Source organism: Nonomuraea ferruginea, assembly GCF_039540635.1.
Classification (GTDB): domain Bacteria; phylum Actinomycetota; class Actinomycetes; order Streptosporangiales; family Streptosporangiaceae; genus Nonomuraea; species Nonomuraea ferruginea.
Genome location: NZ_BAABFD010000001.1, coordinates 444,335 through 463,429, shown reverse-complemented (window position 1 = coordinate 463,429; position 19,095 = coordinate 444,335). Strand labels below are relative to the sequence as shown.

The window sequence follows — 19,095 nt, the reverse complement described above, 5'->3', positions numbered from 1 at the left end:
ACTAGCCTTAGAAGGATGCCTCCTGATACGCGCGCTCCTCGTCGTCCCCTGCTCGAAAACATCTCTCTATGGCGGTTACGGCGCTATCTCCGCCCGTATGTCGGAAAGCTCGTCTTCATCTGGCTGGCCGCGATCGTCGGCATCAGTGCCAGCATCGCGTTGCCCCTGGTCGGCGAGCGGGTCGTCGACGGGCCGGTGCGCGACGGCGACAGCCGGGCGCTGCTGCTGCTCGGGTCGCTGGCGCTCGGTCTCGGCGTCCTCGAAGCGCTTCTCATCTTCCTGCGCCGGTGGGCGCAGATCGGCCCGGTGCTGGGGCTGGAGACGCGCATCCGCGACGACCTGTACGCACAGCTGCAGCGGCTGCCGATGAGGTTCCACGGCGAGTGGCAGTCGGGCCAGCTGCTGTCGCGGGCCACCACGGACCTGTCGACGATCCGCCGGTTCCTCGGCTTCGGCATGCTCTTCCTGGTCATGAACATCCTGCAGCTGATCACGGTGACCGTGCTGCTGCTCAACATGTACTGGCCGCTGGGCGTGCTGGTGGCCGTCTCTGCGGTGCCGATCGTCCTGCTGTCGATGCGGTTCGAGAAGCGCTACATCCGCATCTCCCGGCAGGTCCAGGACGAGCAGGGCGACCTGGCGACGCTGGTCGAGGAGTCGGCCATCGGCATCCGTACGATCAAGGCGTTCGGCCGCCGTCACCACGTCTTCGAGCGCTACGACGAGGCGGCGCGCAGGCTGTACGGGACGTCGATGGAGAAGGTGCGGCTGTCGGCGCGGTTCTTCACCTTCCTGGAGGTGATCCCGAACGTCACGCTGGCGATGGTGCTGCTGCTCGGCGCGCTGGCCGTGGGGCAGGGCTCGCTGACGCTGGGCGCGTTGTTCGCGTTCACCACGCTGGTGCTGCAGCTGGTGTGGCCGATCGCCAGCCTCGGCTACATCCTGGCCATGGCGCAGGAGGCGATGACCGCCGCCGACCGGGTCCTGGAGGTCCTGGACACGGTCCCGGAGATCACCGGCGGCCGGGGGCGGATCGAGCGGCCCCGCGGTCACCTGCGGTTCGAGGGGGTGGAGTTCCGCTTCCCCGGCGCCGACCGGCCGGTCCTGCACGACCTGTGGCTGGAGGTGCGGCCGGGTGAGACGGTCGCGGTGGTGGGCGCCACCGGCTCGGGCAAGACCACGCTGACCGCGCTGGTCCCGCGGCTCCTCGACGTCACCGGGGGCCGGGTCACGATCGACGGTCACGACGTGCGCGACCTGGAGCTGCCCGAGTTGCGCTCCATCGTGGCGACCGCGTTCGAGGAGCCGACGCTGTTCTCCATGAGCGTGCGCGAGAACCTGACGATGGGCCGCCTGGACGCGACCGAGGAGGAGGTCGACGACGCGATCCGCACCGCGCAGGCGATGTTCGTGTACGACCTGCCGTGGGGTCTGGACACCCGGATCGGCGAGCAGGGCATGTCGTTGTCCGGCGGCCAGCGGCAGCGGCTGGCCCTGGCCAGGGCGGTGCTGAGCAGACCGAGGATCCTGGTGCTCGACGACACCCTCTCGGCGCTGGACGTGGAGACCGAGGCGCTGGTGGAGGCGGCGCTGCGGGAGGTGCTGCGCGAGGCGACCGGCATCGTGGTGGCGCACCGGGCCTCCACCGTGCTGCTGGCGGACAAGGTGGCGCTGCTCGCGGGCGGCACGATCACGCACGTCGGCCGCCACCACGACCTGCTGGCCGAGGTGCCCGAATACCGGCAGCTCCTGGCCCAGGACGCCGATCTGGACCCGTCGGAAGGAGCCTTGCGTTGACATCCGCCACGACCGGCTGGCGCGGGGTCGCCTCCGAGGACCAGGACGAGCTGCCGGACAAGGTGAGCGGCCTGCTGCGGGCCCGTTCGCGCAGGCTGCTGGGCGACCTGCTGGCCCCGCACCGCAAGGGCATCATGGTGCTCACCGCGGTCATCATCGCCTCCAGCGGGGCCGGGCTGGCCATCCCCTACCTGGTGAAGGTGGGCATCGACGCGGGCATCCCGCCGATGCTGCGCGGCGAGGGCACGGGCACGCTGCTGACGGTGGTGGGCGTGATCCTGGCGGCGGCCGCCGCGCAGGCGCTCACCCGGCAGGCGTTCCTCAAGATGTCCGGCCGGATCGGTCACCAGATCCTGCTGGAGCTGCGCAGGAGGGTGTTCGACCACTTCCAGCGGCTGTCGCTGAGCTTCCACGAGAAGTACACCTCGGGCCGGGTCATCTCGCGGCTCACCTCGGACATCGAGGCGATCGCCGAGCTGCTGCAGGCCGGTTTCGACGGGCTGGTCACGGCGGTGCTGACGATGGCCGGCACCGCCGTGCTGCTGCTCGTGCTGGACGTGGAGCTGGGGCTGGTGGCGCTGGTGCCGCTGCCGATCCTGCTGCTGTTCACCCGGTGGTTCCGCCGGCAGTCCGCGATCGTCTACCGGCGCACGAGGGAGACGGTGGCGCTGGTCATCGTGCACTTCGTCGAGTCGATGACCGGCATGCGGGCGGTGCAGGCGTTCCGCCGCGAGCCGCGCAACCAGGAGATCTTCGAGCGGCTGAACGACGACTACCGCCAGGCCAACGCGCGCAGCATGAGGCTGATCGCGGTGTTCATGCCGGGTATCAAGCTGATCGGCAACCTGACGGTGGCGGCCGTGCTGTTCTACGGCGGCTGGCTGGCCTTCCACGGGGAGGTCACGGTGGGCGTGCTCACCGCGTTCCTGCTCTACCTGCGCGGCTTCTACGAGCCGATGCAGGAGATCAGCCAGTTCTACAACACGCTGCAGTCGGCCAGCGCGGCGCTGGAGAAGCTGTCGGGCGTGCTGGAGGAGGAGCCGGCGGTGCCGGAGCCGCGCGCGCCGCGCCCGCTGCCGCAGGCGCGCGGCGAGGTGCGCTTCGAGGACGTACGGTTCGCGTACGTGGAGTCGATGCCGATCCTGCCCGGCCTGGACCTGGCGATCCCGGCGGGGCAGAGTGTGGCGCTGGTCGGCTCGACGGGGGCGGGCAAGACCACGCTGGCCAAGCTGATCTCCCGCTTCTACGACCCGACGGCCGGGCGGGTGCTGCTGGACGGGGCCGACCTGCGGGAGCTGGACGAGCCCACGCTGCGCCGGGCGGTGGTCATGGTGACGCAGGAGAACTTCCTGTTCAACGGGACCGTCCTGGACAACATCATGTTCGGCCGGCCGGGCGCGACCGAGCGGCAGGTGCGCGAGGCGGCGCAGGCGATCGGCGCGCACGACTTCATCGCGTCGCTGCCCGACGGCTACCACACGGACGTGGGCAAGCAGGGCGGGCGCATGTCGGCCGGCCAGCGGCAGCTGGTGGCGTTCGCGCGGGCGTTCCTGGCCGACCCGGCGGTGCTCATCCTGGACGAGGCGACCTCCAGCCTGGACGTGCCGAGCGAGCGGCTGGTGCAGCGCGCGCTGCGCACGATCCTGGCCGACCGCACGGCGCTGATCATCGCCCATCGGCTGTCGACGGTGGAGATCGCCGACCGGGTGCTCGTCATGGAGCGCGGCGAGATCGTCGAGGACGGGCCGCCGGACCGGCTGGTGGCCGCCGACGGCCGCTTCGCGGGCCTGCACCGCGCGTGGCTGGAGAGCCTCTCCTAGTGCGGCCTGACTAGTGCGGCCTGGCGGCTGCCATGACGCGATACACCTCGTACGCGGCCACCAGCACCGCCGGCACCCCGAGCACGACCAGCAGCCGGTGGTGGCGCGGCGTCCGGCCCGCCGCCACCGGTACGGGATCGGGGTCGGGCACCCGCGGCCGCTCCGGCTCAGGCTCGGGCGAGGACAGCAGCTCGGGGTGGCGGGCGAGGTAGCCGTCGGGGAACGACGTCACCGCGAACCCGCCGCAGGCCGGGCAGCAGGCGCCCGACCAGGGCGGCTGCACCACCACGCCGCCCATCAGCCAGATCTCGCCCCGGTCACCGAGCCTGACGGTGTAGGCCTCCTCCCAGACGTGCCAGCAGCGCAGGCACTCCAGCGGCCACAACCGGCGCCCACCGGTTCCTTCGTGCACCAGGACCACCCCCCGGGTCAGGGACCGTCATCCGCACCGAGTGTCCGCCCTGCCTATTGACACGGCAAGATGGCCCTTATAACACTCTCTGTTAGTCAAATATGACCATCTGTTACGTCTCAAGCCAACGCGGGCGTTTCCGCACCGGGCTGATGAGCGGGGTGGCGTCGGAGCCGGCGGGCCGCGTGGCCCTGATCAGCTCCGGGTGGTGGGCCAGGTAGCCCTCGGGGAACTGGACCGCCTGGTAGCAGCCGCACCTCGGGCACTTCTCGGCCGGCGTCGGGGGCGGCACAGGGACGTTTCCGCGCAGCCAGACCTCACCCCGGTCGCCGAACTTGATGGTGTATTCCTCTTCCCACACGTGCCAGCAGGCGCGGCATTCGAAGGGGACCTTCCGCAGTTCTTCTCTCATGAGGTCACCTCCCTCTCTTCGAGTGTCCGCCTTCCTCCCGCGGCCCCGCAACCCGCCCTCAGCGCACGGACAGCACGAACACCACTGCCCCGGCGACCAGGGCGAGCGTGCCGAGCCAGGCGAAGAGGGCGTCGGCCCGGTGGTCCAGCGGCCGGCCGCCGTGCAGCGCCTCCTGCACGCGGAGGAAGCGGGTGCCGGTGCGGATGAGCAGGACGGCGCCGCAGAGCGCCGCCAGCGCGAACGCGGCCGCCGCCGGGAGCGGCAGCCCGGCGCGCGCCGACAGCCCGGCCGCGCCGAGGCCGCCGGTGGCCAGCATGACGGCGGTGCGGACCCAGGCCAGGCGGGTGCGCTCGCTCTGCAGCCCCTGGTCCCAGATCTCGTGCGGATCGCCCACCGGTCAGGCCGCCAGCAGGATCATCACCAGGGCCAGCACCGCCACGGTCGCGACCCCGTACCCGAACACGGACGCCAGCGCGGGCGGCGGGAGCGGCGCCTGGGCACGCAGCGCGCGCTGGATGTTGCGCCAGCGCGGATAGGCCATGCCGGCGGCCAGCGCCGACAGCGTGACCAGGATGACGGCCAGGGTGGTGCGCAGCCATGGGACGAAGTCCGTGGAGGGCACCGCCGCCATGGCCACCCCGGCGGCGCTGAGCGCCAGGGCGGTGCTCAGCCAGGTGAGAAAGGTTCGCTCGTTGGCCAGGGTGAAACGCGGGTCAGGCTCCATGAGCCCCACGCTATTTCGCGACCATTCTCCCTAGAGAAAGCGGGGTTCAGCCTCCGGAGCAGGCCTCGGCGACCTGCTTGACGTAGGCGGCCGTGTCGCTGCCGACCTTCTGGGCGGCGTCGACGGCGTCGTTGACGGTTTGCACGTTGAGGCCGGACAGGGTGCCGGCGAGCTTGTCGGACGCTTCCTTGATGGTGGTGTTGGCGGCCGAGTCGGCGAGGTCGTTGAGCTTGGCGGCCGTGTCGTCGAGCGCCTTCTCCATGGCCTGCGGGTCGTTGACCAACTGGGTCAGCTGCGACGTCAGCTCACCGACGATCTTTGGGGCCTCCAGGCATGCCTGGGCTCTGTCGATCGTGGTGTTGACCTCGGCGCAGCCGGCCGCGGCGAACGCGAACGCGGGGATGACGGCGAGGGACGCGAACCGGCGGTAGCGGCGAGACATGTCCCGACCCTACCCAACCGACCGCGTCCCCCGCGTGATCACAGCTTGGCGAAACAGGGACCGTCGAAGGTGTAGGACTCGGCGGTGGGGCCGGTGAAGAAGTCCCGCACCTCGGTGACGCCGGTCGGCGCCGTCTCGTCGAGTTTGTTGATGAGCGTCTGGCGGAAGGTGGCGGTGTTGGGATCGTCGGCGTAATTTCCGGCCTCGGGCGGCAGCATGCCCTCGTAGTCGACGGTCTTGAGCGACTTGACGGCCGCGAGCAGGCCGGCGCGGCTCACGTCGCCGCCGGCGACCATCTTCTCCAGTGCCGCCTTCATCGGGTACGCCCACGCCCAGCCGGAGGTGTAGCCGTCGTTGGGGGTGACGCCGGGCAGCGCCTCCCGCATGGCCTGGTGGCCGGGCGTGTCGGCGTTCCACGGCTTGCCGGGGGCCGACTGCTCGTACAGGGCCTTGAGCGCCTCGGCGGCGGGCGACTGGAGCAGGGCGGGGTTCCAGGTCGGGCCGGTGCCGATGAAGCGGCCCTTGAATCCGGCCGCGGCGCTCTGGCCGACGATGGTGGCGGCGTCGGCCGGGCCGGTGGTGAGGATCACCAGGTCCGGCTTGACGCGGGTGATCTCGGTGATGGCGCGGCCCTGCTCGGTGGCGCCCGGCGGGGTCTCGACGCCGGTGAACTCCAGCCCGTGCGCCTCGGCCGCGATCTTGGCGCCGGCCGCGGCGTCCGCGCCGTAGTCGCCGGCCAGGTGCACGGCCATCACGGACTTGGGCTGGTACGCCTCCATGGCGTAGTCGACGGAGTTCATCGCCTCGACGCAGTAGTTGGCGCCGGTCTCGATCACCACGTCCTCGAACTCCCAGGCGGAGGTCCAGGAGGCCGGGGCGGAGACGACGCTGCTGGCCTTGAGGTCGCCGATGATGGCGGCGGTGGTGGGCGAGCCGAGCGTCTGGGCGAGGCCGAGCACCTGGTCCTTGATCTCGTTGTAGACCTGGCGGTGGACCTCCGGGTTGTACTTGTTGTCGCGGACGTAGCGGGTGACGTCCACCTCGTACGTGCCGCCGATGCCGCCGGCCTTGTTGACCCGGGCCCAGAACGCCTTCTGCGCCTCGGTGATCGGCACGGCCAGCGCCGCGAACGGCCCGGCGGTCAGGTCGGAGATGGAGCCGAGGTAGATGCATCCCTTGTTTCTGTCGGCAGCGGAGGGACAGGGCTCGCTGGTGACCCCTGTCGTCTGGGCGCTCTGTCCGCCCTCGTCGTCCCCCCGGAAGACGCCGCACGCGGACAGAAGGGCCACTGCTGCAGTGATGGCCACCACATAGCGACTCTTCATGAAATGACCCCTTCTAGTAGGAGAAAGGCCAGGCTTTCCAGTAGTTCCGTACGCGGATCCAGAGGCCGAACAGCCCCCGCGGTTCGAAGATCAGGAACAGCACGATCAGCAGGCCGTAGAGCACGGTCTCGACCTGGAACACGTTGGGCGTCTGCGTGGTGTCGCCGCTGATCACCGGCACCAGCGCGGGCAGCGTACGGGTGAGCGGCTGCAGCAGCGAGATGAACAGGGCTCCCGCGATCGCCCCCGACACGGTGGCCACGCCGCCGATCAGGACCATCGCGATGAACTGCACCGACAGCAGCAGGCTGAACGAACCCGGCTCGACATACCCGGACACGGTGAAGAGCAGCCCGCCCGCACAGCCCGCGTAGAAGGACGAGACGCCGAACGCGAGCACCTTGTAGCGGGTGAGCGGCACCCCGATGACGGCGGCGGCGATGTCGCGGTCGCGGATGGCCGCGAAGGCCCGGCCGACGCGGGAGCGGGCCAGGTTGCGCGCCGCGACCGCGAAGACCACGAGCAGGACGAGCATGAGCAGGTAGAGCTGCTGCTCCCGGGTGCCGAGCGCGCCGTCCTGGTCGAGCCTGACGCCGAGGAGCGCGGGCACGGCCGCCTCCCGGCCGACGCCGACGCCGCCGGTCAGCTCCTGCCACTCCTTGAAGACGTGCTCGCCGAGGAAGACCAGCCCGAGCGTGACGATGGCCAGGTAGAGCCCGCGCAGCCGGGTGGCCAGCGGCGCGACGAGCACCCCTGCCGCGGCGGCGACGAGCCCGGCCGCGGGCAGCCAGATCCAGATCTCGGAGATCCCGTACCCGATGGTGTCGCCGCCGGGCAGCCCGGACAGGGCGGCGGCGGTGTAGGCGCCGATGGCGACGAAGAACGCGTGCCCGAGCGAGACCTGGCCCGCGTACCCGGTGACGATGTTGAGCCCGATCGCCCCGATGGCGAGCACGTACGCGACGGCGAGCACCTCCAGCGCCGGGTCGGCGAGCACCGCCGACAGCGCGAGCGCCAGCAGGACGAGCGCGCCCGCCGACACCCGCTTGGCCCGGGTGTCGAGCAGCGCCATGTCCTGGGCGTAGGAGGTGTAGAGCAGCGGCCGCCCGCGCACCCTCCGGGACCGGCCGGTCGGTAAGGCCGGGTCTCCGGTTCGCGTTCCGGTCATACCCGCTCGACCTCCCGGGTGCCGAACAGCCCGTACGGCCTGACCAGCAGGACGACGAGCATGACCACGTACGGGGAGACGACCGCGAAGTTCTGCCCCAGCCACGGAAGGTAGGCGCCCTGGTAGGACTGGAACAGCGACTCGACCACGCCGATCACCAGCCCGCCCGCCACGGCGCCGCCGAGCGAGTCGAGCCCGCCCACGATGATCGCGGGCAGCGCCTTGAGCGCGACGATCCAGGTGGTCTGCTCGATGCCCTGCCCGGTGCCGACGAACATGCCGGCGACCGCGGCCAGGAACCCGGCCAGCGCCCACGACAGCGCGAACACCGCGCCGACGGAGACGCCCTGGGCCAGCGCGGTCTCCTGGTCGTAGGCGGCGGCCCGCATGGCGAGCCCGTACCTGCTGTAGCGGAAGAACGCGAACAGCAGCGTGACCAGCACCGCAGCGGCGGTCATCATGGCCAGCCAGCGCTGCTGCACCACGAGCGGGCCGAGCGAGACCAGGTCGAACCCCCACGGGTCGCCCACCTGGCGCACGTCCCTGCCGATGAGAGCGTTGACCACCACCCGCACCACCACGTCGATGCCGAGCGTGATGATCGCCACCACGAACACCGGCCGGCCCACCATCGGCCGGATCGCCGCCCGCTCGATGCCGAGCGCGACGGCGGCGATGAGCAGCGCCCCCAGCAGCGCCCCGAGGTAGAACCCGGTGACGGGGGCGAGGTAGCTGACCGCGACCGCGCCGGCCAGCATGAGCGCGGGCTGGGCGAAGCTGATCACCCGGGTGGCCTTGTAGATGATCACGAAGCCGAGGGCGAGCAGCGCGTACACCGACCCGTTGCCCAGCCCTCTGATGATCGTCTCCAGCGCGACGGTCACCGCGCGTACATCCCTTCGACCAGCTCCTCGAAGAGCTTGGCGACGGCGCTCCGCTTGACCTTCTGGGTGGCGGTCAGCTCGCCGTCCTCGTGGTCGAGCTCCTTGGGCAGGAACGCGAAGCGCTTGACCTGCTCGGCCCGCGCGAACCGGGCGTTGACCCCGTCGACGACGCCCTGCACCAGCGCCCGCGTCTCGGGCTTCTCGGACAGGTCGCGGTAGGTGGTGTACGGGATGCGCCGCCGCCTGGCCCACTCCCCCACCGTGTCCGGCTCGATGCCGATGAGCGCGACGAGGTGGGGGCGCTGGTCGCCGATGACGACGGCCTCCTTGACGTACGGGGACGCCTTGAGCGCGTTCTCGATCTCGCTGGGGGCGACGTTCTTGCCGCCGGCGGTGATGATGATGTCCTTCATCCGGTCGGTGATGCGCACGTGGGTGCCGTCGACCCATTCGCCGACGTCGCCGGTGTGCAGCCAGCCGTCCGGGTCGAGCACGTCGGCGGTGGCGCGCGGCTTGCCCCAGTATCCGGCGAACGTGCCCCGGTGCCTGGTCATGATCTCGCCGGTGGCCTCGTCGATCTTCAGCTCGACGCCGGGGTGCGGCTCGCCGACGGTGCCGAGGCGCACCCGGCCCGGCCGGTTGGCGGTGGCGATGGCGGTGTTCTCGCTCATCCCGTACACCTCGTGCATCGGGATGCCGATGCCCATGTAGAACTTGAGCACGTCCGGCGCGATCGGCGCGGCGCCGGAGGCGGCGTAGCGGACGCGGCGCATGCCCAGCCGCTCGCGCAGCGCCCGGTAGCAGAACACCCACCCCACCGCGTACAGCAGGCGGGTGGCGGCGGTGTGCGTGCCGCCGGTGCGCACCAGCGTGTCGCCGATGCGGTCGGCCACCCGCAGCCAGAACCGGCCCGTCGCCCTCTTGACCGGCGAGGCGGACCCGAGCCGGATGTCGACCTGGGCGAGCACCTTCTCCCAGATGCGCGGCACCCCGAACAGGATCGTCGGCTGCACCTCACGCAGGTTGGCCTGGACGGTGTCGATGGACTCGGCGAAGTTCACCTGGATGCCGGCGGCGGCGTTGAACCAGACCGTGAAGGCCCGCTCGGCGACGTGGCACAGCGGCAGGTACGACAGCGTCAGGTCGCGCGGCGAGGGCGGCGGGTCGGCGAAGCCGCCGCCCAGCACGAGCGTCTCGACGCCGAACTCGATGTTGCCGACGGTGAGCATCACGCCCTTGGGCGGGCCGGTGGTGCCCGAGGTGTAGATGAGGGTCGCCACGTCGTCGGAGCGCGCGCCGGCCGTCCGGCCGTCGAGCGCGCCGGGGTGCGCCTCGCGGTGCCGGGCGCCGAGCGCGAGCAGGTCCGCCCACGGCATCAGCCGCGGGTCGGTGTAGCGGCCGCGGATGCCGCGCGGCTCGACGTAGACGACGTGCCGCAGTTCGGGGCACTCGCCGATGACCGCCAGCGCCTTGTCGACCTGCTCCTGGTCCTCCGCGATGAGGATCTTCGCGCCGGAGTCGGCCAGCAGGTACGCGACCTCGGCGGGCGGGTTCGTCGGGTAGAGGCCGACGGTGACGCCGCGGGCCGCGACCGTGCCGAGATCGCCGTAGAGCCATTCGGGACGGTTCTCGGCGTGGATGGCGACCCGGTCGCCGGGCTCGACGCCGAGCGCGAGCAGCGCGTGCCCGACCAGCTCGACCCGTGACCAGTAGGCGGCCCAGGTCACCTCCTTCCAGATGCCGAAGTCCTTGTGCCGCATGGCGACCGCGTCCGGCGTCGCGGCGGCCCGGTCGCGGACCCTGGTGACGAGGCTGGTGAGCGTGGCGGCGACGGGGGTGGCGGTCATGCGGTCCCTCCCAGGTAGGCCTCGATGACCCGCGGGTCCTGCTGCACCTCGGCCGGGGAGCCGAGCGCGACCGGGCGGCCGAAGTCCAGCACCAGCACCCGGTCGGCCAGGTCCATCACGAGCCCCATGTCGTGGTCGACGAGCACGATCGGGATGCCGAGCTCGTCGCGGATGTCGAGGACGAACCTGGCCATGTCCTCGGTCTCCTCCAGGTTCATCCCGGCGACCGGCTCGTCGAGCAGCAGCAGCCTCGGCTCCATGGCCAGCGCCCGGCCCAGCTCGACGCGCTTCTGGACGCCGTACGGGAGCAGCCGCACGGGATGGCGGCGCCACGCCTCCAGTTCCAGGAAGTCGATGATGTCCTCGATCTCGGCGCGCGCGGCCAGCTCCGCCCGGCGGGCCCGGCCGAGCCACCACAGGGCCGACAGCGCGCCGTACCGGAAGTGGTGGTGGCGGCCGAGCATGAGGTTGTCCAGCACGGTCAGGTTGTGGAACAGCTCGACGTTCTGGAACGTCCTGGCCAGCCCCATGGCGGCGATCTCGTGCGGGCGGCGGGCCAGCAGGTCTTCGCCGAGGAAGCTGACCTGCCCGGACTGCGGCCGGTAGACGCCGGACAGCACGTTGAACACCGAGGTCTTGCCGGCGCCGTTGGGGCCGATGACGGCCAGCAGCTCGGCCGGCCCGACCTCGAACGAGACGCCGTCGATGGCCTTGACCCCGGCGAAGCCGAGGTGCACGTCCGCGACCCGCAGGATGCTCACGACAGCCACCGCTTCCTGCGCTTGTAGTGCTTGACCTCGCGGAAGGAGCGGACCGCGCCGAGGTAGAACTCCTTGATGTCCTCGTCGGCGAGCAGCTCGGCGGACGGCTTGTCCATGACGATCTTCCCGGTCTCCATCACGTAGCCGTGGCTCGCGATGGACAGCGCCATGGCGGCGTTCTGCTCGACGAGCAGCACCGTGGTGCCCTGCCTGTTGATCTCCACCACGAGGTCGCGCACCTGGGCGACCAGCGACGGGGCCAAGCCCAGGCTGGGCTCGTCCAGCAGCAGGTAGCGGGGGCCGGCCATGAGGGCGCGGCCGACGGCCAGCATCTGCTGCTCGCCGCCGGACAGGTAGCCGGCCACGCTCCCGCGCCGCTCGCGCAGCACCGGGAACAGGCCGTAGACCCGGTCCAGGTGCGACCGCGCGGCGGTGTGGCCGCCGACCCTGAGGTTCTCCTCCACGGTCAGCTCGGCCAGGATGCGCCGGCCCTCCATGACCTGACTGATGCCGCGCCGGACGATCTGGGCGGGCCTCAGCTGGTGGATCGGCTCGCCCTCAAGGGTGACCGCCCCCTTGGTGACCTCGCCGTCGTGCACGTCGAGCAGCCCCGACAGGGCGCGCAGCAGCGTCGTCTTGCCCGCGCCGTTCGCGCCGAGGAGCGCCACGATGGAGCCGGGCGGGACGGCGAGGCTCACGCCGCGCAGCACCAGCATGACGTCGTCGTAGACGACCTCGAGATTGCGGATTTCGAGCACCGCGGCTCCCGGGATTATGGTCCAGATCACTCCCCGATGAGCACAGAGTCCACGTTCACCCGACACGCAGCAAGAGCTGCGGCCGAAATCGCTGCGAACCTGTGTTTAGGATCGCGGACATGGCTATGTGCGAACATCTGATTCACGCGGACGATCCCCAGGCGCGCACGCCCGAGGGATGCGAGGAATGTCTGGCCGAGGGCGGCCGGTGGGTGCACCTGCGCCGCTGCCTCGACTGCGGCCACATCGGCTGCTGCGACTCGTCCCCGGCCAAGCACGCCACCGCCCACTTCCACGGCACCGGTCACCCGGTGGTGCAGTCGTTCGAGCCGGGTGAGACCTGGCGCTGGTGCTACGCCGACAGCCAGATGGGCTGACGCCGGGCGGTCACCACTCGCGGCGGTCGCGCGGGTCGTCGTACTGCTGGTCCGGGCGCAGGCGCTCGCCGGTCGAGAACAGCGGCTCACCGAGGTACGGGCGAGTCCTGTCGGGCTCCTGCTGGCCCATCGACAGCAGCGGGTCGACCGGGTTGGGGGCGCCACCGCCGTAGCGCTCCTGCCCGTAGGCGGCGTTCTGGCCGTAGCCGGGGTCCTGCCCGTACGAGGCGTCGTGCCCGTAGCCCGGATCCTGGCCGTACGAGGGATCCTGCCGGTAATGGGGATCCTGGCCATAGCCCGGGTCCTTGGCGTAACCGGGGTCCTTGGCGTAACCGGCGTCCTTGGCGTAACCGGCGTCCTTGGCGTAACCGGCGTCCTTGGCGTAACCGGGGTCCTGGCCGTGACCGTAGCCCGGGTCCTGGCCGTAGGCGGGGTCCTGCCCGTAGGCGGGGTCCTGGCCGTAGCCGGGCTCCTGGCCGTACGTGGGCTCCTGCCCGTACGTGGGCTCCTGGCCGCGGAACGGGTCCTGGCGGCGGCCGGCGCCCGGGATGCCGTGCATGGGCGTGCCCAGGCCGGCGCCGCCGCTCGGCGAGGTGCGCGGCTGCGCGGGCGGTGCGGGCGGTGCGGCCGGCTGCTGGTACTGGCCGCCGCCGTAGGAGTCGCCGCGCTGCTCGTAGGCGGGCTCGGCGGGGCGGGACTGCGACGGGAAGCCGAGCGGGTCGGTGTGCGGGGGCTGGCCGCCGGGCAACTGGTAGGCCGGCTCGTCGGCGTACTGCGGGCCGGCGAACGGCTGCGCGTCGTGCTGCACGTACTGCGGGCCCGAGTAGGGGTCGCGGTAGCCGGCGTCGACGGCGTACTGGGGGCCGGTGAACGGGTCGTTCGCCTGCTCGGCGTACTGCGGGCCGGCGAAGGGCTGGGCGTGCGGCGGGGTGGTCTCGGCGCGCGAGGCGACCAGCTTGTCCTGGTGGTTGGGGTTGCCTCGGGCGACGAGCACGTCGTTGGGGCCGAGCGGCGCGGCGGGCCGCTCGTCGTGGTGGGGCGGCTGGGCGGGCCGGTGGTAGGTGCCCGTGCCGGGGATGACCTCGGCGGCGGGGTCGGCGGCGGGCACGCCGGCCGCGTGACCGTCGGGCTCGTGCTCGCCGGTGGCCTCGGCGAATCCCTCGTCAAGGGTGTCGAGCAGCCTGCCGACGTCGTCGAGTGGCATGCGGAAGCTCGCGGTGCACATCTCTCCCCGCCACAGGCTGAGCACCAGGGTGCCTTCGTGCCAGGTGACCCTGAGGCACCGCTCCTGGCCTCGGGCATCGAAGAAGACTTCGCCGAACGACGGCAACGGGACAACTTCCGACATGGCAGACATACTGCTAGTACCAGCCTTTATCCGTCCACTCAACCCCGGAAAACCCTACCAAAACGGACTTCCCATCCCCACCGTGAACCCACTGATTCCCATGGTCCCCAGGTGGAGTTCCACCGCAAGTGTGCCACGGGACACGGCGGAGAGGTCCTCGAATTCCGGGATGCGCATGGCCGGACACCTCACGTCCGGCGCGACGGGCGCCGGAATGCGGGTACCGTTGACTGCCGTGCCGGACTCCCATCTCCCGTCAGCCGACTCCCTGCTCAGCGTCGCCGTCGACGCCCTCGGAGGGAGCGAGCGGCAAGGCCAGATCACGATGGTGAAGGCCGTGCAGCAGGCCATCGACGACGGCGACCACCTGGCCGTCCAGGCCGGCACGGGCACCGGCAAGTCGCTGGCCTACCTGGTGCCGTCGATCCGCCACGCCATGGACGCCGACAAGCCCGTGGTGGTCTCCACGGCCACGATCGCGCTGCAGCGCCAGCTCGTCGACCGTGACCTGCCCCGGCTCTCCGAGGCGCTCGGCAAGGAGCTGCCGCACGAGCCGACATTCGCCATACTCAAGGGCCGCCGCAACTACCTGTGCCGCTACAAGCTGACCGCCGCCTGGCCCGAAGAGGACGAGCAGGACCAGCTGTTCGACGCCCGCGACGTGAGCGCGACCGGCCGGATGGTGCAGCGCATCCAGGAGTGGGCCGAGGAGACCGAGACCGGCGACCGCGACGAGCTGGTGCCCGGGGTCAGCGAGCAGGCCTGGCGGCAGTTCTCCGTCAGCGCCCAGGAGTGCCTGGGCGCCGGCCGGTGCCCCAGCGGCGCCGAATGCTTCGCCGAGCTGGCCAGGGCGCGGGCGGGCGAGGTCGACGTGGTCGTCACCAACCACGCGCTGCTCGCCATCGACGCGATGGGCGACCTGCCGGTGCTGCCCGAGCATCGGCTGGTCGTCGTCGACGAGGCCCACGAGCTGGTCGACCGGGTCACCTCGGTGGTCACCGGCGAGCTGTCGGAGACCACCGTCGCCCTCGCGGTGCGCCGGGTGGGCCGCCTGATCGACCAGCCGGTCGCCGACCAGCTGATGGAGGCGAGCGAAGACCTCAAGGCGCTGCTGGCCGCCGCCCCGCCGGGCCGCGTCGACGAGCTGCCCGAGGTGCTCGGGCTGACCCTCGCGCTCGTCCGCGACAGCGCGGCCCGCTGCCTCACCGCGCTCGGGCCGCGCGGCGGCGACAAGGACGACCCCGACAGGGCGGGCCAGCGCAAGGCCGCGTTCACCGCGCTGGACGAGGTGCACGACACGGCCGTGCGCATGCTGGAGGCCTACGGGCACGCCTCGGAGACCGACCGCGCCGAGGTGGTGTGGCTCGACGGCGGCACCGACCGCCGGCCGCCGACACTCCGCGTCGCCCCGCTCAACGTCGGCGGCATGCTCCGCGACAAGCTCTTCGGCGACCGCACGGTCGTGCTCACCTCCGCCACGCTGGCGCTCGGCGGCAGCTTCGACGGCATGGCCCGCCAGTGGGGGCTCGGCGACGACGACTGGCAGGGCATCGACGTCGGCTCCCCGTTCGACCACCCGCGCGCGGGCATCCTGTACGTCGCCAAGCACCTGCCGCAGCCGGGCCGCGACGGCCTGCCGCAGGCCTACCTCGACGAGATCGCGGAGCTGATCGAGGCGGCCGGCGGGCGCACGCTCGGCCTGTTCTCCTCGATGCGCGCCGCCAAGGCCGCCACCGAGGCCCTGCGCGACCGCCTCGACGTGCCGCTGCTGTGCCAGGGCGACGACTCGACGATGCTGCTCGTCAAGCAGTTCGCGGAAGACGAGCCGACCTGCCTGTTCGGCACGCTGTCGCTGTGGCAGGGCGTCGACGTGCCGGGGCCGTCGCTGCGCCTGGTCATCATCGACCGCGTCCCGTTCCCGCGTCCCGACGACCCGCTCACCTCGGCCAGGCAGCGGCACGTCGCGGCCAAGGGCGGCAACGGGTTCATGACGGTCGCGGCCACCCACGCGGCGCTCCTCCTCGCCCAGGGCACGGGGCGCCTGCTGCGCTCCCAGGACGACAGGGGCGTGATCGCCGTGCTCGACCCGCGCCTCGCCACGGCGCGCTACAGCGGCTTCCTGCTGGGCTCGCTGCCCCCGTTCTGGCGCACCACCGACCCGGGCGTTCCCCGCGCCGCCCTGCGCCGGCTCTCGTCCGGCGACTGAACCTCAGGTCTACAGTCAAGATCTTTTCGGGAACCCCCTCGGGCTGAGCGCCGATAGCGAGCCTTCGGCCCGCCTGTCCCGCCGTCACTCCGGCGAAGAGCGTCGAACCTCCCGTCGTAGCCGGCCGCGGTCGGTGTAGAGGCGGTCTTCGGGGACGCCGGGGGTCGAAGTCCCCTCCAGGAGACGCTCCTTTTTGGGATCATCAACACCGACTGTCAAGATCTCAACGCGGAAAGCGGTGCCATGGCCAACCCCCTACGCGACGGCGACCCGACCCAGATCGGCCCGTATCGGCTGCACGCACGGCTCGGCGGGGGCGGGATGGGGCAGGTGTTCCTGGGCCGTTCCCCGGGCGGGCGCCTGGTGGCCGTCAAGGTGGTGCGCCCCGAACTGGCCGACAACGCGGACTTCCGGCGCCGCTTCGCTTCCGAGGTGGAGGCCGCCCGCAAGGTCGGCGGGTTCTACACCGCCCAGGTCGTGGACGCCGACACCGAGGCCGCCCGGCCGTGGCTGGCCACCGCCTACATCCCGGGTCCTTCCCTGCACCAGGCCGTCGAAGAGCACGGGCCGCTCCCCCTGGAGTCGGCCGCGGTGCTGGGAGCCGGGCTGGCCGAAGGACTCGCCGCCGTGCACGCCTGCGAGATGGTGCACCGCGACCTCAAACCCGCCAACGTCATCCTCGCCGAGGACGGGCCCCGCCTGATCGACTTCGGCATCGCCCGCGCCCTGGACGCCACGAGCCACACCCAGACCTCCACCGTGCTGGGCACCGCCGCGTTCATGTCCCCCGAACAGGCCATGGCCCAGAAGGTCGGGCCGCCCTCGGACGTGTTCTCGCTCGGCTGCGTGCTCGCCTTCGCCTCGACCGGCCGCAGCCCTTTCGGAACGGGGCCCGTCCACGCGGTCGTCTTCCGGGTCGTGCACGGCGACCCCGACCTGCGCGGAGTGCCCGCCCCGCTCGCCGCTCTGGTGGCGGCCTGCCTGGCCAAGGAGCCCGCCGCCCGGCCCGGCCTGGAGCACGTGCTGGCCCGGCTCACCGCGCTCGCCTCGCCCGGCCAGGGCCGGTGGCTGCCTGAGGCGCTCACCCAGGTCATCGCCGAGCGGCGGACCCTGGCACTGACCGCCCTCCATGACCCGGCCACCGGGACCGGCGGTGGCCACCCCCGGACCACGGCGCCACCCCCGCCCGTGCACGCGGATCAGCCGCGGGCGCCCCAGCCCTTGCTGGTCCACGAACGCCGCCTCATGCGCGGCCGCGACCCGGGGTCCCATGCCGCCGCCTACCAGATCGCCATCTATGTGCTCCTTGCCCTCTTCGCCGTGGTCTCCGTGAGCACGGTGGTTCACCAGTTCGACATCGCCGACGACGCGGGGCGGTGGCGCTCGGTGGAGACCTACGGCGACCTTCACGAGTCCGACGAACTGATCAGCACGATCACGTGGGTGGCCCAGATCGTCTCCGGCCTGGCGCTGACGGCGTGCTGGGTGCTCTGGTTCTTCCGGGTACGAGTCGTCGCCGAACAGTTCGCGCCTGGCCGGCTGCGCTACCGCCCGTCCATGGCGGTATACGCCTGGTTCATCCCCATCGCCGGCCTGTGGCTTCCCAAGCAGATCGCCGACGACGTCTGGCACGCCTCCAGCCCGCCCGGACGCGGCCGCGCGACAGCCCCGGCCGGTCTCCTGCACACGTGGTGGGCCATGTGGCTGGTCACGTTCCTGACCTGGCCCCTCTTCTGGATCGACTGGACGACACTCCTCGCGACCCAGTACGAACGCAGGGAGGACAACGACCTCTACCGGATATACGAGTTCACGCCGGTCAGCTGGGCCAGCCTGGCCCTGCACATGGCGGTCGTGCCGACGGCGATCGTCACCGCTCGGTTCGTGCGGCGGCTGAGCGCCATGCAGGCGGCCAGACTCAACAGCTGAGCGGGCCGCCGGGCAGAAATCCTCCGGGATGTGAGCGGGGTTCTACACCGTCCAGTGAGACAGCTCCGGACGCTTGGGAGACACCCCGTCGCCGGAGGAGACGCCGCGGACGCGGCGCGACACCCACGGGACGAGATACTCGCGGATCCACTGGGCGTCCTCGCGGCGGCGGGCGCGAGGGTCGACGACGCGCTCCGGCCACACCTTGTGCCACTCGTCGAACGGCACGCCGAGGACGTCGAGGACGCGGGCCGCCACCAGGCGGTGACCGTCGGCGTTCATGTGGAGGCGGTCCGGGCTCCACGCCCGCCAGTCGCGCAACCCCTGCATCGACCACTGGTCGACCAGCCGGCACCCGTAGAGGTCGGCGATCGAGCGGATGTGCAGGTAGTAGATGGCGAAGCGGCCGCGCAGGCGGCGCATCAGCGGCGTGTCACGCGGGTCGACCCCGGTGAACAGCAGCACGTCCGCGCCGGTGGCGCGCAGCGCGCGGACCGCGCCGGAGAGCTTCTTGGCCATCACGTCCGGGTCGCTGCCGGGACGCAGGAGGTCGTTGCCGCCGGCGCAGAGGCTGACCAGGTCGGGCGACATCTCGACCGCCTGCGGCACCTGGTCGGCCACGATCTGGTCGAGCAGCCTGCCGCGCACCGCCAGGTTGGCGTAGCGGAAGGACGAATCGTCCAGGGCGAGCCGTTCGGCGACGCGATCGGCCCAGCCGCGGAAGTGGCCGTTGCTGCCGGGGTCGTTCAGGCCTTCGGTGAAGCTGTCACCGAGAGCGACGAAGGAGCCGTAATGCCTCATGACCTGCTGTTCATCTCCGCGTTTCTCGTGCTGCGGCGTGGGCCCCACGACTGTAGTGGCTCGGCCGCGCCCGCGCGCGCCGCC

The 19,095-nt window shown here is 71.6% G+C and carries 18 protein-coding genes; 5 read left to right on the top strand and 13 right to left on the bottom strand.

The window, feature by feature from the left end; genetic code table 11:
• Positions 1–15 precede the first annotated feature (15 nt).
• Both ABD999_RS02045 and ABD999_RS02040 read left to right on the top strand, forming a co-directional pair.
• Positions 16–1,797: an ABC transporter ATP-binding protein gene (locus tag ABD999_RS02045; protein WP_219545346.1), complete on the top strand. Its 1,782-nt coding sequence runs from the start codon at positions 16–18 to the stop codon at positions 1,795–1,797.
• Complete coding sequence (locus tag ABD999_RS02040; RefSeq protein WP_187281057.1) at positions 1,794–3,617, top strand: ABC transporter ATP-binding protein; 1,824 nt, start codon at positions 1,794–1,796, stop codon at positions 3,615–3,617. The genes ABD999_RS02045 and ABD999_RS02040 overlap by 4 nt, the downstream gene beginning before the upstream one ends.
• A gap of 10 nt (positions 3,618–3,627) precedes the next feature.
• Here the strand turns inward: ABD999_RS02040 and ABD999_RS02035 are convergent, their stop codons facing one another.
• From ABD999_RS02035 to ABD999_RS01985, 11 genes are all read right to left on the bottom strand, one after another.
• Entirely contained in the window at positions 3,628–4,029 is a 402-nt protein-coding gene (locus ABD999_RS02035; RefSeq protein ID WP_148030497.1) for a hypothetical protein, read from the bottom strand.
• A 112-nt stretch (positions 4,030–4,141) separates the two neighbouring features.
• Entirely contained in the window at positions 4,142–4,441 is a 300-nt protein-coding gene (locus ABD999_RS02030) for a hypothetical protein (RefSeq protein WP_271274899.1), read from the bottom strand.
• A 58-nt stretch (positions 4,442–4,499) separates the two neighbouring features.
• Complete coding sequence (locus ABD999_RS02025) at positions 4,500–4,835, bottom strand: DUF202 domain-containing protein (protein WP_271274900.1); 336 nt, start codon at positions 4,833–4,835, stop codon at positions 4,500–4,502.
• Between the two features lie 3 nt (positions 4,836–4,838).
• Entirely contained in the window at positions 4,839–5,165 is a 327-nt protein-coding gene (locus ABD999_RS02020) for a YidH family protein (RefSeq protein WP_148030494.1), read from the bottom strand.
• Positions 5,166–5,211: 46 nt separating this feature from the next.
• Positions 5,212–5,607 (bottom strand): hypothetical protein, encoded by a 396-nt coding sequence (locus tag ABD999_RS02015; RefSeq protein ID WP_271274901.1) that lies wholly within the window; start codon positions 5,605–5,607, stop codon positions 5,212–5,214.
• Positions 5,608–5,645: 38 nt separating this feature from the next.
• Entirely contained in the window at positions 5,646–6,932 is a 1,287-nt protein-coding gene (locus ABD999_RS02010; RefSeq protein WP_271274902.1) for an ABC transporter substrate-binding protein, read from the bottom strand.
• A gap of 13 nt (positions 6,933–6,945) precedes the next feature.
• Positions 6,946–8,100 (bottom strand): branched-chain amino acid ABC transporter permease, encoded by a 1,155-nt coding sequence (locus ABD999_RS02005; protein WP_271274903.1) that lies wholly within the window; start codon positions 8,098–8,100, stop codon positions 6,946–6,948.
• The gene (locus ABD999_RS02000) at positions 8,097–8,984 is read right to left on the bottom strand and encodes a branched-chain amino acid ABC transporter permease (RefSeq protein ID WP_271274904.1); all 888 of its coding nucleotides are present in this window, start codon (positions 8,982–8,984) and stop codon (positions 8,097–8,099) included. The genes ABD999_RS02005 and ABD999_RS02000 overlap by 4 nt, the downstream gene beginning before the upstream one ends.
• Positions 8,981–10,831: an AMP-dependent synthetase/ligase gene (locus tag ABD999_RS01995; RefSeq protein ID WP_271274905.1), complete on the bottom strand. Its 1,851-nt coding sequence runs from the start codon at positions 10,829–10,831 to the stop codon at positions 8,981–8,983. Before ABD999_RS01995 ends, ABD999_RS02000 begins: the two co-directional genes overlap by 4 nt.
• A complete protein-coding gene (locus tag ABD999_RS01990) occupies positions 10,828–11,592 on the bottom strand; it encodes an ABC transporter ATP-binding protein (protein WP_271274906.1) in 765 nt (254 codons plus the stop codon). The genes ABD999_RS01995 and ABD999_RS01990 overlap by 4 nt, the downstream gene beginning before the upstream one ends.
• The gene (locus ABD999_RS01985; RefSeq protein ID WP_271274907.1) at positions 11,589–12,380 is read right to left on the bottom strand and encodes an ABC transporter ATP-binding protein; all 792 of its coding nucleotides are present in this window, start codon (positions 12,378–12,380) and stop codon (positions 11,589–11,591) included. The genes ABD999_RS01990 and ABD999_RS01985 overlap by 4 nt, the downstream gene beginning before the upstream one ends.
• Before the next feature lie 89 nt (positions 12,381–12,469).
• Here ABD999_RS01985 and ABD999_RS01980 point away from each other — a divergent pair, with 89 nt between their 5' ends.
• A complete protein-coding gene (locus tag ABD999_RS01980) occupies positions 12,470–12,727 on the top strand; it encodes a UBP-type zinc finger domain-containing protein (protein ID WP_271274908.1) in 258 nt (85 codons plus the stop codon).
• Positions 12,728–12,737: 10 nt separating this feature from the next.
• On the opposite strand, the gene ABD999_RS01975 is transcribed toward ABD999_RS01980, so the two are convergent.
• Positions 12,738–14,075 (bottom strand): chromosomal replication initiator protein DnaA, encoded by a 1,338-nt coding sequence (locus tag ABD999_RS01975; protein WP_271274909.1) that lies wholly within the window; start codon positions 14,073–14,075, stop codon positions 12,738–12,740.
• A 214-nt stretch (positions 14,076–14,289) separates the two neighbouring features.
• Here ABD999_RS01975 and ABD999_RS01970 point away from each other — a divergent pair, with 214 nt between their 5' ends.
• The gene (locus ABD999_RS01970; protein ID WP_378525138.1) at positions 14,290–16,281 is read left to right on the top strand and encodes an ATP-dependent DNA helicase; all 1,992 of its coding nucleotides are present in this window, start codon (positions 14,290–14,292) and stop codon (positions 16,279–16,281) included.
• A gap of 243 nt (positions 16,282–16,524) precedes the next feature.
• The gene (locus tag ABD999_RS01965) at positions 16,525–18,210 is read left to right on the top strand and encodes a protein kinase domain-containing protein (protein ID WP_271274911.1); all 1,686 of its coding nucleotides are present in this window, start codon (positions 16,525–16,527) and stop codon (positions 18,208–18,210) included.
• Between the two features lie 42 nt (positions 18,211–18,252).
• Here the strand turns inward: ABD999_RS01965 and ABD999_RS01960 are convergent, their stop codons facing one another.
• Entirely contained in the window at positions 18,253–19,011 is a 759-nt protein-coding gene (locus ABD999_RS01960; protein ID WP_271274912.1) for an SGNH/GDSL hydrolase family protein, read from the bottom strand.
• Between the last annotated feature and the right edge of the window lie 84 nt (positions 19,012–19,095).

Bases quoted from the DNA above. Each gene is read 5' to 3' on its own strand.
- ABD999_RS01965 (WP_271274911.1), top strand. From the start codon at position 16,525: ATGGCCAACCCCCTACGCGACGGCGACCCGACCCAGATCGGCCCGTAT.
- ABD999_RS01980 (WP_271274908.1), top strand. From the start codon at position 12,470: ATGGCTATGTGCGAACATCTGATTCACGCGGACGATCCCCAGGCGCGC.
- ABD999_RS01975 (WP_271274909.1), bottom strand. From the start codon at position 14,075: ATGTCGGAAGTTGTCCCGTTGCCGTCGTTCGGCGAAGTCTTCTTCGAT.
- ABD999_RS01960 (WP_271274912.1), bottom strand. From the start codon at position 19,011: ATGAGGCATTACGGCTCCTTCGTCGCTCTCGGTGACAGCTTCACCGAA.
- ABD999_RS02015 (WP_271274901.1), bottom strand. From the start codon at position 5,607: ATGTCTCGCCGCTACCGCCGGTTCGCGTCCCTCGCCGTCATCCCCGCG.
- ABD999_RS02005 (WP_271274903.1), bottom strand. From the start codon at position 8,100: ATGACCGGAACGCGAACCGGAGACCCGGCCTTACCGACCGGCCGGTCC.
- ABD999_RS02045 (WP_219545346.1), top strand. From the start codon at position 16: ATGCCTCCTGATACGCGCGCTCCTCGTCGTCCCCTGCTCGAAAACATC.
- ABD999_RS01970 (WP_378525138.1), top strand. From the start codon at position 14,290: ATGCGGGTACCGTTGACTGCCGTGCCGGACTCCCATCTCCCGTCAGCC.
- ABD999_RS02020 (WP_148030494.1), bottom strand. From the start codon at position 5,165: ATGGAGCCTGACCCGCGTTTCACCCTGGCCAACGAGCGAACCTTTCTC.
- ABD999_RS02030 (WP_271274899.1), bottom strand. From the start codon at position 4,441: ATGAGAGAAGAACTGCGGAAGGTCCCCTTCGAATGCCGCGCCTGCTGG.
- ABD999_RS01995 (WP_271274905.1), bottom strand. From the start codon at position 10,831: ATGACCGCCACCCCCGTCGCCGCCACGCTCACCAGCCTCGTCACCAGG.
- ABD999_RS02010 (WP_271274902.1), bottom strand. From the start codon at position 6,932: ATGAAGAGTCGCTATGTGGTGGCCATCACTGCAGCAGTGGCCCTTCTG.